12 protein-coding genes and 1 riboswitch are annotated in these 13989 nt (G+C 62.0%); of the genes, 4 read left to right on the plus strand and 8 right to left on the minus strand.

Annotation, left to right across the window (positions count from 1 at the left end; translation table 11 throughout):
• Positions 1–519 precede the first annotated feature (519 nt).
• Positions 520–1011, plus strand: a complete 492-nt coding sequence (locus G4923_RS02920) for an RNA recognition motif domain-containing protein (protein WP_025325242.1) — start codon at positions 520–522, stop codon at positions 1009–1011.
• Positions 1012–1015: 4 nt separating this feature from the next.
• On the opposite strand, the gene murI is transcribed toward G4923_RS02920, so the two are convergent.
• Together murI and G4923_RS02930 are read right to left on the minus strand one after the other, a co-directional pair.
• Complete coding sequence (gene murI / locus G4923_RS02925; RefSeq protein ID WP_163135467.1) at positions 1016–1804, minus strand: glutamate racemase; 789 nt, start codon at positions 1802–1804, stop codon at positions 1016–1018.
• A 115-nt stretch (positions 1805–1919) separates the two neighbouring features.
• Positions 1920–3755 carry a TonB-dependent receptor domain-containing protein gene (locus tag G4923_RS02930; protein ID WP_163135468.1) on the minus strand — a complete coding sequence of 612 codons (1836 nt, stop codon included), beginning with the start codon at positions 3753–3755 and terminating at the stop codon, positions 1920–1922.
• Between the two features lie 52 nt (positions 3756–3807).
• Positions 3808–3985: riboswitch (cobalamin riboswitch) on the minus strand.
• Between the two features lie 210 nt (positions 3986–4195).
• On the opposite strand from G4923_RS02930, the gene purE reads away from it, so the two are divergent.
• Positions 4196–4705, plus strand: coding sequence for a 5-(carboxyamino)imidazole ribonucleotide mutase (gene purE / locus G4923_RS02935; protein WP_025325239.1), 510 nt, complete (start codon positions 4196–4198; stop codon positions 4703–4705).
• Positions 4702–5826: a 5-(carboxyamino)imidazole ribonucleotide synthase gene (locus G4923_RS02940; RefSeq protein ID WP_163135469.1), complete on the plus strand. Its 1125-nt coding sequence runs from the start codon at positions 4702–4704 to the stop codon at positions 5824–5826. The genes purE and G4923_RS02940 overlap by 4 nt, the downstream gene beginning before the upstream one ends.
• A gap of 74 nt (positions 5827–5900) precedes the next feature.
• Here G4923_RS02940 and G4923_RS02945 read toward each other — a convergent pair whose 3' ends face one another.
• From G4923_RS02945 to leuE, 4 genes are all read right to left on the minus strand, one after another.
• Positions 5901–7097 (minus strand): L-lactate MFS transporter, encoded by a 1197-nt coding sequence (locus G4923_RS02945; RefSeq protein ID WP_075116258.1) that lies wholly within the window; start codon positions 7095–7097, stop codon positions 5901–5903.
• A gap of 109 nt (positions 7098–7206) precedes the next feature.
• Positions 7207–7938 carry a LytR/AlgR family response regulator transcription factor gene (locus G4923_RS02950; RefSeq protein WP_163135470.1) on the minus strand — a complete coding sequence of 244 codons (732 nt, stop codon included), beginning with the start codon at positions 7936–7938 and terminating at the stop codon, positions 7207–7209.
• 129 nt (positions 7939–8067) lie between these two features.
• Positions 8068–9741 (minus strand): sensor histidine kinase, encoded by a 1674-nt coding sequence (locus G4923_RS02955; RefSeq protein ID WP_162520129.1) that lies wholly within the window; start codon positions 9739–9741, stop codon positions 8068–8070.
• Between the two features lie 209 nt (positions 9742–9950).
• Complete coding sequence (leuE, locus tag G4923_RS02960) at positions 9951–10589, minus strand: leucine efflux protein LeuE (protein WP_163135471.1); 639 nt, start codon at positions 10587–10589, stop codon at positions 9951–9953.
• A 222-nt stretch (positions 10590–10811) separates the two neighbouring features.
• Between leuE and G4923_RS02965 the strand changes: the two genes are divergently transcribed.
• On the plus strand, positions 10812–12032 hold the full coding sequence (locus tag G4923_RS02965) for an MFS transporter (RefSeq protein WP_163135472.1): 1221 nt from the start codon (positions 10812–10814) through the stop codon (positions 12030–12032).
• 80 nt (positions 12033–12112) lie between these two features.
• On the opposite strand, the gene G4923_RS02970 is transcribed toward G4923_RS02965, so the two are convergent.
• Positions 12113–13297, minus strand: a complete 1185-nt coding sequence (locus G4923_RS02970) for a BaiN/RdsA family NAD(P)/FAD-dependent oxidoreductase (protein ID WP_162627281.1) — start codon at positions 13295–13297, stop codon at positions 12113–12115.
• A 151-nt stretch (positions 13298–13448) separates the two neighbouring features.
• Positions 13449–13973, minus strand: a complete 525-nt coding sequence (gene ftnA / locus G4923_RS02975; RefSeq protein ID WP_005326403.1) for a non-heme ferritin — start codon at positions 13971–13973, stop codon at positions 13449–13451.
• Positions 13974–13989: the final 16 nt, after the last annotated feature.

Here is a 13989-nt window from a genome sequence, read left to right on the forward strand (position 1 = left end):
GAAAATCAACAAAATTGTTTTTGATGTTCGATGCTGTGAGTGCCCACACAGATTGCTTGATTCAAATTGTTAAAGAGCGTCACGCTTATCGCGTTGAGGAGGCGCATCTTACGCTCCTCACTTCGAAAGTCAAGCGGTTGTTTTCGCTTTTCTTTCGGCGCCCACTTCATTAAGAAGCTAGCTCATCAGTTCGGCGTGTTCCGCCGTGCTGGTAGGGGCGCATTATAGGGAGCCGGATCACGATGACAAGGGATTTTTTGAAGAAAGTCACGGAAACTTCAAATTATCCAGTTAGAAACAGCTTACCCAGTGTATATATACAATGTTATCCACAAGCTGATGATTTCAGCTCTGTTTTATTGGCATTTAACCGGGTCTTCCTTGCTTAAGGAATGCCATACTGAAGCGGATAATGTGTCCCAAGTGGTCCATGGTAGCGTCCTGTCGTAAAGCTGGTTACCATGGAGGTGAATAGAGTGTTGCACCTTTTTTGCTTTCATTTACAAAAGGTCTTTAAAGATGAATTTATCCAAGTTTCCCGTTTATGTGCAGGCGGCCGTTCTCGCTCTGGTGTTGGCGCTGGTCGGTTATCTGGTTGCCCAGGCCCTGCAGTTTTCCCTGAAAGCCGAAGTCATTTTTGCCGTAGGTCTGGCCATTGGCGGTTTCGTGGTACCGCTGTTCCTTAACCGGGCTCCTGCCGCTGTGGCCGAGCAGAACGCCAGCCAAGAAACATGCACCTTATATGTAGGCAACCTGCCCTACCGTGCCAACGAGATTGCCGTGCGCGAGCTCTTTGCCGAGCAGGGTCTGGTGATTTCCGTCCGTCTGATGAAAGACAAGGCCACTGGCAAGCGCAGGGGCTTCGGATTTGTTGAGATGCCGGTCGCCGATGCGGCCAAGGCCATAGCCGCGCTCAATGACAAGGAGTATCAGCAGCGCACCCTCAAGGTACGTGAAGCCAACGACAAGCGGGACAGGGATGAGAGGGAAGGCGCCGACGTCGACGCCTGAAGACTCAGCACAGCACCTCTTCGAGTGATGACAGCCCCCATGCTTGCAAGGGGGCTGTCAGTTTTTGGGCCCGGGCATCCAGCAGGCTGCAATAGGCGTGGCCCTGCCCTTCACCAGTCAGGGTGGATGGAAGCGCGGCCAGCAGATGAGCCACCCGCCTTGCCACCGCATTGCCCGAGTCCACCAGTTGGCACTCCGGCATCAGTTGCCGGATTTCATCCCCCAGCAGCGGGAAATGGGTGCAGCCCAGCACCAGGGTATCCGGCCTCTCCTCCCCTTCCATCCAGTCAGCCAGTACCTCTCGCAGCAGCCCCATGTTGACCGGCTGTCCCGCCAGCTTGCGCTCGGCCTCGATCACCAGCTCGGTCGCTCCCTTGAGCAGCACCCGCTTGCCCGGCGCGAACTGGGCGATGAGCTCGTGGGTATATTCGCGGCTGACGGTGCCCGGGGTTGCCAGCAAACCGATGCAATCATTGCGGGTCAGGGCGGCGGCAGGCTTGATGGCGGGCACCACCCCCACCACAGGAATGCTCAGGGTGGCTCGCAGGGATGGCAGGGCTATGGTGCTGGCGGTGTTGCAGGCGATCACCACCAGATCGATGGCGTGTTCGGCCACCATGTGGCTGACCAAACCGGTGCAGGCAGAGATCAGATCTGGTTCGCTCAGCTCGCCATAGGGGAAGTGGGCGTTGTCGAAGCAGTAGAAATAGTTGTGCGCCGGCAGGGTGCGACGGATCTCCCCATAGACGGTCAAGCCGCCCATACCGGAGTCGAACACGAGAATATTGGCCACCAGAGCTCCCCCTTGGATGCGAGGCGGCGATCATACTCCCGCCAGCGGCCAATAGAAAAGGCCCCGCACATGGCGGGGCCTCGCTTTTTCCTCTCTATATAAGCAGAGCTGCAGATCAGAGACGGTAGTCGGCGGTCAGCTTGAACTCGGTGCCCGGTGAGGCATAGCCATAGGCCGGGACATAGTCACGATCGAACAGATTATCGATGCGACCGCCCAGGGTCAGCGCAGGCGTCACCCCGTAGCTGGCCCCCAGGTTGACCAGGGTGTAAGAGCTAAGCACCACCCGCTCTGCGGGGAAGCTGCTGAAGTTCTTGTCGTCCCGCTTACCCACGTAGAGCAGTTCGGTCGACAGATCCACCGGGCCCAGCTGTGCCTGGGTCAGCCAGCTCGCCTTCTGCTTGGCGCGGCGCAGCAGCGGCTGATCGCCGTCGTTCTTGTCTTCGGTCTTGGTGTAATCGAAGCTCAGGTCATGATGGAGCGGACCGGTTTCCAGCCCCAGCGCCACTTCCACGCCGCGGATCTCGGCATCCGTGTTGTCCGGCTTGCAACTGGAGAAGGCGCTCTGGCAGGAGATCAGGTTCTGGATCTGGTTGCGATAGAGGTTCACTGACCAATCCCAGGCGGTGTAACGGCCTGAGAAGTCCAGCTCCAGGTTCTTGCTCTCTTCCGGCTTCAGATCCGGGTTTTCATAACCGGGATAGTAGAGATCGAGGAAGGTCGGCGCCTTGAAGCCGGTGCCGTAGCTCAGCCGCACATTGTGGTTGTCATCTATGTCCAGCCCGCTGGCGGCGGACCAGGTGTTGTGACGACCATACTGCTCGTTGTCATCGGTGCGGCCGGACAGCTCCCACAGCAGGGCCTGCCAGCGATAGCTGCCCACCGCAAACAGGCCGGTGTTGTCGCGATCCGGGGCATTGAAGGCCTGACCATAGCTGCGCGAATCGGACTTCATCTGTTCCTGCTGCCAGTCGGCGCCACCGGTCAGGTTGAGCCCCTCGATGCCGCTCCAGCTGTTGATCCAGGAGAAGCGGGTCAAGCCGGTGTGGATCGGCTGGGCGCTGGATTCCCCCTGGCTCTCCAGCCAGCTCTTCAGCTTGTTCTCGCCATAGCTGGCTTCCAGCCGGCTGGTCAGGGTCTCGCTCTGGAACTTGAGACCACCGTCGTACTGGAAGGCCTTCACCCGGCTCTGGTCGGCCGACTGATAGGCGTCGTCCATCTCGGTCTGGTTGTCATAACCCTGGGCGTTGAAATCGGCACTCCAGGCGTCGTTGAAGGCATGGTTCATCCCGACCTGGCCATTGAGGCTGTCGAAGCCGTCCCGATCCGGCTGCTGGGCACCGGCCACCACGTCGAATCCATCGGTGCGCTCATAGCCCACCAGCAGGTTCATGTCGGTCTGCTGGCCCAGGGCCTGCACGGTGCGCAGTTGGCCCTGACCATAACCATGGCTGCCTGCGCCGCCCTTCAGGTGGGTCTCGCTGCCACTCTTGGCGGAGGTCTTGGTGATGAGGTTGATGACGCCACCTATGGCATCCGAACCGTAGACGGCGGCGCGCGGCCCGCGGATGTACTCGACGCGCTCTATGTTGCCGAGGGGGATCTGGCTGAGATCGGGCGTGCCAGCCACCATGGCGGCGATGGGGCGGCCATTCATCAGCACCAGGGAGTGGTTGGAGTTGGTGCCACGGATGAAGAGGCTGCTCATATGACCCCGGCCACCCAGGGTGGTGATCTGTACCCCGGGCAGGGTCTTGAGCAGATCCGTCAGGCTCGATACCTGGCGGGATTCAATCTCGGCGCGATCGATCACCACCACGGGAGCCAGCACAGCACTGACGGGTTGTTCCACCCGGTTGGCGGTGACCACCATGGTGTCATTGGCAGGAAGGGAAGACTGGGCAAAGGCCGCCGTTGGCAACAGGGCAGCCGCCAATAATTTCTTGGACATGAGAGATCCTTAAGTTCGCGTAAGCATCTACTTCGTGGCCGGTTTCTCTCGGCCCGAAATACGAACTTTGGCAGGTCTTCGGGCTTGGGGGCTGATGGCCTACGGCGACGGCTTCCCACCTGACGGCAGTGCCCTGATGTCGCTTCGTTCCCCCTTACCGCTGCGCGCCAGCTCCGGATTCTCACCGGATTCCCTTTTAAGCATGATGCGCCAAAGCGGGGGGATTATAGGCAGAGCAGGATTGGATGTATAGCCATCTGGATTGCTGCTATCGTTTTTTCCCACAAGAGGGTGTCGAGTGGCACAGATGCCGCCTTGCGCCTCTGTCATGGCCGCTGTTGAGCACAATCTGAAGGGGTCAGACGCAAGAAATGTTGAGCCAGGTCCCACGGCTTTTTGGTAACATGCGGCAAACGTTTGACACCCCCGAGGAAGCCGTAATGACGACCCCCCCAATGATCGGCCTGGTAATGGGCTCTGACTCCGACTGGCCCGTGATGCAAGCGGCCGCCCGCATCCTCAAGGAGCACGGCGTGCCCTATGAAGCGCGCGTCGTCTCCGCCCACCGCACCCCGGATCTGCTGTTCGAATATGCCGCCAGTGCCCGCGAACGCGGCCTGCGCGCCATCATCGCCGGGGCCGGTGGGGCCGCCCACCTGCCGGGCATGCTGGCCGCCAAGACCACAGTGCCTGTGCTGGGTGTGCCCATCCCGACCCGTCAGCTCAAGGGGATGGACTCTCTGCTCTCCATAGTGCAGATGCCCAAGGGGGTGCCGGTCGCCACCTTCGCCATCGGCGAGGCGGGTGCCGCCAACGCCGGTCTGTTTGCCGTCTCCCTGCTGTCGGTTGCCCAGGATGGCGACGCCCCTCGCTATCACCAGCAGCTCGACAGCTTCCGTGCCAACGAGCGCGATCGGGTGCTGGCCCTGCAACTGGAGGACCCGGCATGATACTGCCCCCAGCTACCCTCGGCATGCTAGGTGGCGGCCAGCTCGGCCGCTACTTCGTGATGTCAGCCCACCGCCTCGGTTATCAGGTGATAGTGCTGGATCCGGATCCCGCCAGCATCGCTGGCGCCGCGGCCGACGCCCAGATAGTGGCAGCCTATGACGACGCCGAGGCGCTGCGCGATCTGGCCAGCCGCTGTGATGCCGTCACCTGCGAGTTCGAGAACGTGCCGGCCGCCTCCCTGGCCCTGCTGGAGCAGCACCTGCCGGTACGCCCTGCGGCCAGCGCAGTTCGCGTCTGCCAGGATCGCCGGGAAGAGAAAGCCTTCCTGACCCGCGCCGGCGTGCCGGTCGCCCCGAACCTGACCCTGCTGCCGGGTGAGCCGCTGCCGGCCCTGCCCAGCGACCTCTTCCCCGCCATTCTCAAGACGGCCCGCGAAGGCTACGACGGCAAGGGACAGTGGACTATCCACCAGGCCGACGAGCTGCCAGCGGCCCTGGCTGCCAGCGGCGTGCCCTGTGTGCTGGAGAAGCGCCTGCCGCTGGAGGGGGAGTTTGCCCTCACCCTGGCCCGCAGCCCGAGCGGTGCCATCAGCGCCCTGCCTCTGGTGCAGAACTGGCACAGTGGCGGCATCCTGGATCAGACCCGCTCCCCGGCCAATGTCCCAGCCCTGGAGGCGGAAGCCCAGCGCATCGCCGAGCACATCATCGCCGCCCTCGGCTACGTGGGCGTGCTGACGGTGGAGTTCTTCCTGGTCGGCGGCACGCTGCTGGTCAACGAGATGGCGCCCCGCCCCCACAACTCCGGGCACCCCAGCATCGACAACGCCGGTTGCAGCCAGTTCGAGCTGCAGGTCCGTGCCCTGTGCGATCTGCCGCTGCCGGCAAAAGCCGAGGTGTGCCCCGCCATACTACTGAACCTGCTCGGGGATCTCTGGCAGGGCGGCACCCCTGACTGGGCCAGCGCCCTGGCCCTGCCCGGCGTGCACCTGCACCTCTACGGCAAGGGCGACGCCCGCCCCGGCCGCAAGATGGGCCATGTGACCGTCACCGGCACCGACTGGTCTGCGGTCGAGGCCACCGCGCACCAGTTGCGCGCCCTGCTGGGCCTGCCGCCGCGCTAAGCGTTGCTGGTACCAACGAAAAGACCCGGGCCAAGGCCCGGGTCTTTTTTATGGTGATGTCTTCAGACGAGGGGTCAGATCCGTTCGGCAGAAACCGCAACAGGGGCCGGCAGCCGTATGGTGAGAGAGAGCACCAGGGCCACCACCAGCAACACCAGAATGAGGTTGAAAGTCGCCATAAAGCCGCCGAACAGGGACGCGACTATGGAGCCTATGATGCTACCCAGCCCGAAGCCCAGATAGATGACGCCGTAGTTCTTGGTCAGGTTGTTGAGCCCGAAGAAGTCGCTCACCAGGGAGGGGTAGACTGTGATGGTGCCGCCGAAGCTGAAAGCCACGCAGGCCACCGCCACGAAGAAGAGGTTGGCGTTGAGGGGCACGAACAGCAGCAGCACCATGCCTGCGAGGGTGATCAGCTGGGCTATGGTGATGACCCGGATGCGGGACATCTTGTCGGAGAGAATGCCCAGCACCAGACGGCCACCCAGATTAGCCATGGCGATGATGGCGACGGCGTTGGCGGCGACTACAGCAGGCAGGCCCACCATCTTCTCGCCGATATCCTTGGCCACGCCGATGACATAGAGGCCGCTCATGCAGGCGGTGAGGAACATCAGCGCCAGCATCCAGTACTGCGGCTTGCGCATGGCCTCGGCCAGGGTGAAGTCGCGGCTCTCGGTCTGCTGCACGGAAGCGGCCTGCTGAGGCGCATCCTTCATCAGCATGCCACCCACCAGCACCATGGACATGGCGATCAGCCCCCACAGCTGGAAGGTCGCCTCCAGCCCGTTGTTGGAGAGCAGCAGCAGGTTGATGTACTTGAAGCCGAGGCTGCCGAGGCCATAGGCACCGATGGAGCAGGCGGAGATCAGCCCCTTGCGCTCCGGGAACCACTTCACGCAGTTGGAGAGGGTCATCAGGTAGCCGGTCCCGTCGGCGAAGCCCACCAGTATGCCGGCGCAGAGGTAGAGCATGGCCAGGTTGCTGGCATGGGCGGTGAGGAAGAAGCCGATGCCAAGCAGCACGCCGGCCCCCAGGGTGACGTTGCGCACCCCGAACCGCTCCTGCAGCTTGCCCGCCAAGGAGGAGGCCACCGCCAGGGAGAGGCTGAGCAGACCGAAGGCAAACGCCACCTGGCTCACCGGCTCGTCCAGCTTGTCGGAGAGCTGGGCGTTGAACAGGCTCCAGGTGTAAACGGATCCCAGCGCAAACTGGGTGATGATGGTACCGATCAGGGTCAGATACCGGGTGCGATTCATCTCTTTAGTCATGATGCGTCTCGGGGAATGGCCATAAGGAAATTGAGGCCACTATAGGCAAGACGCGGCTCGCGCCGGCAGATTAAGGCATGAAATGCAGATCGGCAGGCATGAATGACAATCAGAGCCGCATCAGCTGACGGAACGCCTTGATGTTGCTGCGGCTGACCGGCACCTCGAACGGCAGATCATGGAGCCGGATGAGATAGGTGCTGTTAAACCAGGGCACTATCTCGCGGATCTTGTTGATGTTGACGCAGTAGGAGCGGTGGCAGCGGAAGAAGCCCTCCGCCGGCAAGCGGCTGACAAACTCGCTGAGGGCCATGGTCATCACGTAACGATCGGTGCGGGTGTAGACATAGGTGAGCTTCTCGTCCGCTTCCGCGTAGTAAATCTGCTCGCAGGGGGTGACTATGATGCGCTCCCCCTTCACCAGGTTGATGGTGCGATTCTGCGGGCTGCTCACCTCCCCTCCCTGCACCGGTTGCGACTTGCCCGCATGTTCGAGCTTTTGCAGCAGATTGATGATGCGCGGCTCGTTGTAGGGCTTGAGGATATAGTCAAACGCCTCCAGCTCGAACGCCTCCACCGCAAACTCCTTGTAGGCGGTAACGAAGACGATGTGAGGCGGATGGCTCGACTTGTGCAGGTTCTTGGCCAGCAGCAGACCGTCGATGGAGGGGATCTGGATATCCAGAAACACCACATCCACCTCGTGATCCTGCAGGTATTTGAACGCCTCCAGCCCATCCTCAAAGCTCGCCACTATCTCTATCTGGCTGTGCTGGTTCACCAGATAGATCAGCTCCTCCCGGGCCAGGTACTCGTCTTCCACTATGATGGCTTTCAACATGGCATCGCCCCCTGAGGGAACGCAGGAGAGGCCAGCGCCTCCCGCGTCAAACATTCATCTTCGACAATAATGGCTTTCAGCATGACAACGCCTCTCCAGTCAGCGACTCGTCTTCAACAGTGATGGCTCTCAACATGGCATCGCCTCCTGATCCGGCAGATAGAAACAGACTTCGGTACCCGGCTCCAGCCGCTTGAGGTGCAGGCCGTCCCCATAGAGCAGCTTGACCCGTTGATGCACGTTCATCAGCCCTATGCTGCGGCTCTCCACCCGGCCGGCGGCCACCCCGTCGATCACCGCCTGGCTGATGCCGTAACCCGTGTCGCGCACCGCCACCCGGATGCCGCCCGCCAGCTGCTTCACCTCTATGGTGACCCGGCCTGGCGCACTGCGGGGCTGGATGCCGTGCAGGATGGCGTTTTCCACCAGGGGCTGCAACAGCAGGCAGGGCACCTGAATGTGGACGTCGTCCACCTCGAACACCACCTCCAGCTTGTCGCCGAAGCGGGCCTGCTCGATGGCCACGTAGTCGCGCACCTGCTGCAGCTCCTCCTGGATGTCGATGAGCTCGTCCCCCTTGTTGAGGTTGTAGCGCAGGTAGTCCGCCAGGTTGGCGATGAGCTGGCGCGCCTGCTGGGGGCGGATGCGGATGAGGGACGAGATGGCGTTGAGGGCATTGAACAGGAAGTGCGGGTTGATCTTGCTCTGCAGCGCGGTGAACTCCGCCTTGCGGGTCATCTCCTTGAGCTGCTCGATGCGCGACACCTCCATCTGGGTGGAGATGAGCTGGGAGAGGCCCACCGCCATCTCCCGCAGGGAGCTGGTGATGCTGTGGGTGCGGCGGTAGTAGATCTTGAGGGTGCCGCTGACGGCGCCATTTTCCCGCAGCGGGATGATGATGACAGAGTGAAAATCGGAGAGGTGATACTGGCGCAGATCGTTGTTGATGATGATCTGGTCCAGCAGCACGGCTCTCTGGGTCATGTCGCTGATGGCGTGGTGCTCGTCCAGCTCGTAGTAATCCTTGCCCACCCCCACATAGGCCAGCACGTCCCGGGTGTCTGTGATGGCCACTGCATCGGCGTCTATCTCGCGCCGGATCACGGCGCACACCTGACCGAGGGAGTGGCGATCTATGTTCTGGAAGAAGGGCAGCGTCTGGTTTGCTATGTCCAGCGCCAGCTTGGCCTGCTTGGCGGCAATCAGCTCCTTCTCGTCATCCAGATCCTGCACCAGCTTGATGATGAGACCGATGCAGAGCGTCCCGGCAATCATCGGATAGGCGATGTGGCTGACGATCTCCACACCCACGGCATGGGGCTCGGTCAGCAGCCAGATCAGCAGCATGGTCAGCCCCTCGCAGGCCATGCCCGCCAGTATGCCGTAAAGCCAGAGCCGCGACTTGCGGCAGCGCAGGTGCAGCCAGGTCGCCAGCAGACCGGCGATGATGCTGGCGATGAGGCAAGGGATGGAGGTGTGGCCATCCATGTCGATGAGGTAACGGTGCAGCCCCGAGATGACCCCGGCCGGGATGCCGACCCAGGGGCCGAACAGTATGCCGCCGGAGATGATGGCGATGATCCGCACGTTGATCAGCGCCCCCTCCACCGGAATGCCGGTGTAGGTGCTGAACACCGCGAACAGGCCGAAGATGGCAGCCACCAGCACCAACTCGGCCGGGGTGTGATCCCGCTTCTGGAACAATCGCTGGAAGGGTCTGGTACGGGTCAGGAGGAAGAGCGTCATCAGCATCAGCGCCGCCCGTTCAAACACCGCCAACAACATCATCTGATTTTCGAGCATGGGGCCCTCCGGCCTATGGCCACAAAGGGGCGCACTATAGAAGGAATCTGGCCGTGGACGGCTGACCCCGATCAAATCAGGGACATGAGACCACGGCGGCAGGATTGAAAAGAGAGAGGCCCTCTCATCGGGCCCTAGTGTACCGCAGGCAGGTGTCGGGGAGGCATAGCGCTGCCATATTCAGCCCGATGGAGCAGGAAAGGACGGGATCAGGACGACAGGGTGGCCAGCCTGACCGCGAAGCCCATGAAGAAGAGGCCGATCAGGCCGTTGCCCAGCTTGGCGAGACGCACCTTGCGCGCAAAGAAGCGCGCCATCAGGGTGCCGCCGAAGATCAGCAGGGTGAGATAGACGAAGCTCATGGCCTCCAGCATGCCGGCCAGCACCAGGTAGGAGATCCAGGTGTGGGCATAGCTGAAGTCGATGAACTGCACGAAGAAGGAGACGTAGAAGAGGATCGCCTTGGGGTTGGTGAGGCTTAAGGTGAGGGCCTTGGAAAAATAGCGCTCCCCCAGCTCCACCGCGGATTCCTGCCCTTCGCCCTTGGCTATGAAGTTGGCATGGAGGATCTTCACCCCCAGATAGAGCAGATAGATGGCACCGAGGTAGCGCACCAGGGTGAACAGCAAGGGGGTGGTGCGAATGAGGGAGGCGATCCCCAAGTAGGCGCAGAAGATGAGAATGGCATCGCCGACGAAGACGCCGAGGGCGGCGCGATAGCCAGGCCCTATGCCCCGCACCGCGGCGGTGCGCAGCACATAAATCGAGTTGGGGCCCGGCGCTATGATGATGAAGAAGAGCCCCACCAGATAGGTCCAGACGTTGATGACTCCCAGGCTTTCGAACATGTTCCCTCCATGGCGGGCGATGGGCCGGATAGCGGCGGCAGGCTTTCTATACTAATCCGCCACGCGCCAAGCACAAGATCTGACCTGCCATCCACACACCTTCAGCATGAACGGCTTGCACGCCGATCGAGAGCAACCCCGGTGTTCGCCCACTTTGGTTATGTCCAGACGCACCGGGATAGGGCATGGTAGAGGGAGTATGAAACCGCAGATACCTCACCCATGGACAAGACCTTGAGTACCGACACGCCGATCGCCGCCCTGCCCTCGGCCGACCCCCTGAACACCACCACTTATCCGGTGATTGCCGCCATCAGCTTCTCGCACCTTTTGAACGACATGATGCAGTCGGTGCTGCTGGCCATCTATCCGTTGCTCAAGCTCGGCCTCGACCTGTCGTTCACCCAGATTGGGCTCATCACCCTCACCTACCAGTTCACGGGCTCGCTGTTGCAGCCGCTGATCGGCCTCTACACAGACCGCAGGCCCATGCCGTATTCGCTGCCCCTCGGCATGGGCTTTACCCTGATCGGCTTGCTATCCCTGTCACAGGCGGACAGCTTTGGCGCCGTGCTGCTGTCGGCCATGCTGATCGGCATGGGCTCGTCCGTCTTCCACCCGGAATCCTCCCGGGTCGCCCGCATGGCGGCCGGCAGCCAGCCGGGCTTGGCCCAGTCCCTGTTCCAGATCGGCGGCAACCTCGGCTCGGCCATAGGTCCGCTGCTCGCCGCGCTCATCATAGTGCCGCAGGGACAGGGCAGCGCGGCCTGGTTCTCGCTGTTCGCCCTGGTGGGCGTCATGGTGCTCTGCCTGGTCGGGCGCTGGTCGAGCCAGCACGGGGCCAACTTCCACAAGCGGATGAAGGCCCATGCAGGCAGTGGCCTGAGCCGCCGACAGATCGGCTGGTCGCTGGCCATCCTGGGCCTGCTGATGTTCTCCAAGTTCTTCTACATGACCAGCCTGAGCAGCTATTACACCTTCTACCTGATGGACAAGTTCAACCTGTCGCTGGATAGCGCCCAGTTCCATCTGTTTGCCTTCCTGTTCGCCGTCGCGGCGGGCACAGTGCTCGGCGGGCCTGTCGGTGACCGCATCGGCCGCAAGCGGGTGATCTGGATCTCCATCCTGGGCGTTGCCCCCTTCACCCTGCTGCTGCCCCACGTCGACCTGTTCTGGACCTCGGTGCTCTCGGTGATCATCGGCCTCGTCCTGGCGTCGGCCTTCTCCGCCATCCTGGTCTACGCCCAGGAGCTGGTGCCTGGCAAGGTCGGCACCATCTCCGGCCTCTTCTTCGGCTTCGCCTTCGGCATGGGGGGCATAGGCGCCGCCCTGCTGGGCCAGCTGGCCGATGCGACCAGCATAGAAACCGTGTACCGGCTCTGCGCCTACCTGCCGCTGATCGGCTTGCTGACCGCTTTTTTGCCGACCATCAGAAAGGGTTAATAGATGCCCCGCACGGAAGACCGTCCATAAAAAACGCGGCCTGAGAGGCCGCGTCTGAAGTTGATGAGAACGAAGGTTGGTCAGCAGTACTGGCCAGCCACCCAGCCCGATGACCAGGCCCACTGGAAGTTATAGCCGCCGAGCCAGCCGGTCACGTCCACCACCTCGCCGACGAAGTAGAGACCGGGCACCTTGCGCGCCTCCATGGTCTTGGAGGAGAGCTCGTTGGTATCCACGCCCCCCAGGGTCACCTCGGCGGTGCGATAGCCTTCGGTGCCGTTCGGCAGTATCTGCCAGTCCCCCAGCAGGGTGGCAACCGCCTCCAGTTCCCGCTCGTTGTACTGACGCATCGGCTTGCTGTTGAGCTGCCCCAGCTCCACCAGCTTGTCGACGAAGCGCTTGGGCAGCTCGCGCCCCAGCACGGTTTTCAGCTCCTGGGCCGGGTGCGCCAGCGCCCAGGCCTTGAGGGCCGCAGGGATATCCAGCTCGGGCAGCAGGTTGATGTGGATCTTCTCTCCCGCCAGCCAGAAGGAGGAGATCTGCAGTATGGCGGGGCCCGAGAGGCCGCGGTGGGTGAACAGCATGGCCTCCTTGAAGCGGGTGCCATCCTCGGCGGTCACCGCCACCGGCAGGCTGACCCCGGCGAGATCGGCGAAAGCCTCTTTCTGTTCCTGATGCAGGGTGAAAGGTACCAGACCGGCGCGGGTGGGCAGCACTGTGAGGCCGAACTGCTCCGCCAGCTTGAAGCCGTAGGGGGTGGCGCCGAGTTTCGGCATGGAGAGGCCGCCGGTGGCCACCACCAGGGAGTGGCAACGGACCTCGCCCTTGCTGGTGTCGAGCAGGAAGCCATCATCCGTCTTGCTGACGGAGAGGATCTCGGTCTGGCACTGCAGGGTCACTCCGGCCCAGTCACACTCGGTGAGCAGCACCTCGACTATCTCCTTGGCGCTCTCGTCACAGAACAGCTGGCCCAGGGTCTTCTCGTGATAATTCACCCCGTGCCTGTCCACCAGATCGATGAAGTCCTGCTGGGTGTAGCGCGCCAGCGCCGACTTGCAGAAGTGCGGATTGCCGGAGAGGAAGGCGTGGGGGCCGGCCTGATGGTTGGTGAAGTTGCAGCGACCGCCGCCGCTGATGAGGATCTTGCGGCCCGGCTTCTTGGCGTTGTCCAGCAGCAGCACGGATCGCCCCCGATAACCGGCCTGAGCCGCACACATCAAGCCAGCCGCACCGGCCCCGATCACCACCACATCACACTGCTTCATCATCACGCACCCATCAAAAGAAAAACGGCCCCTGCCAAGGAGCCGTCATCGCATGGCCGAAACCACAGCGGCGGTTTCATGGCTGCATCAATCGAAAACGGCCCACAAGGGGGCCGTATTGTACTGGCTGAACACTAAGTGTCCACGACTATCAGGCGTTGCCGTCCATGATGCTGGCAGGGGCGCCCTTGGCCAGCTCGGCCAGCTCCTTGTCGATGAAGTAGAGACCCTTGCCATCCTCGCCCACCAGCGACAGACGATCGACGATGCTCTTGAACAGCTTCTCCTCTTCGTGCTGCTCGGCCACGTACCACTGCAGGAAGTTGAAGGTGGAGTAGTCCTGGGTGGTGAATGCCACATGGGCCAGGCCGTTGATGCACTTGGTGATGTGGAACTCGTGCTCCAGGGTGGTGCGGAAGATGTCCCCCAGCGAGTTGAACTCGTGGGGAGGCGCATCTATGGCCCCCAGCAGCGGCATGCCGCCGGTTTCGCTCACGTAGGTGAACAGGCGCTCCATGTGCTGGCGCTCCTCGGCGGCGTGCTTGCGCAGGAAGGTGGCAGCCCCTTCGAAGCCCTTGTCCTCGCACCAGGCGCTCATCTGCAGGTAGAGATTGGAGGAATAGAATTCAAGATTAATCTGCTCGTTCAACTTCTCGATCATGGCTTTGGCCAACATGATGATTCTCCACTGT

It is taken from the genome of Aeromonas rivipollensis (assembly GCF_010974825.1).
Lineage (GTDB): Bacteria > Pseudomonadota > Gammaproteobacteria > Enterobacterales > Aeromonadaceae > Aeromonas > Aeromonas rivipollensis.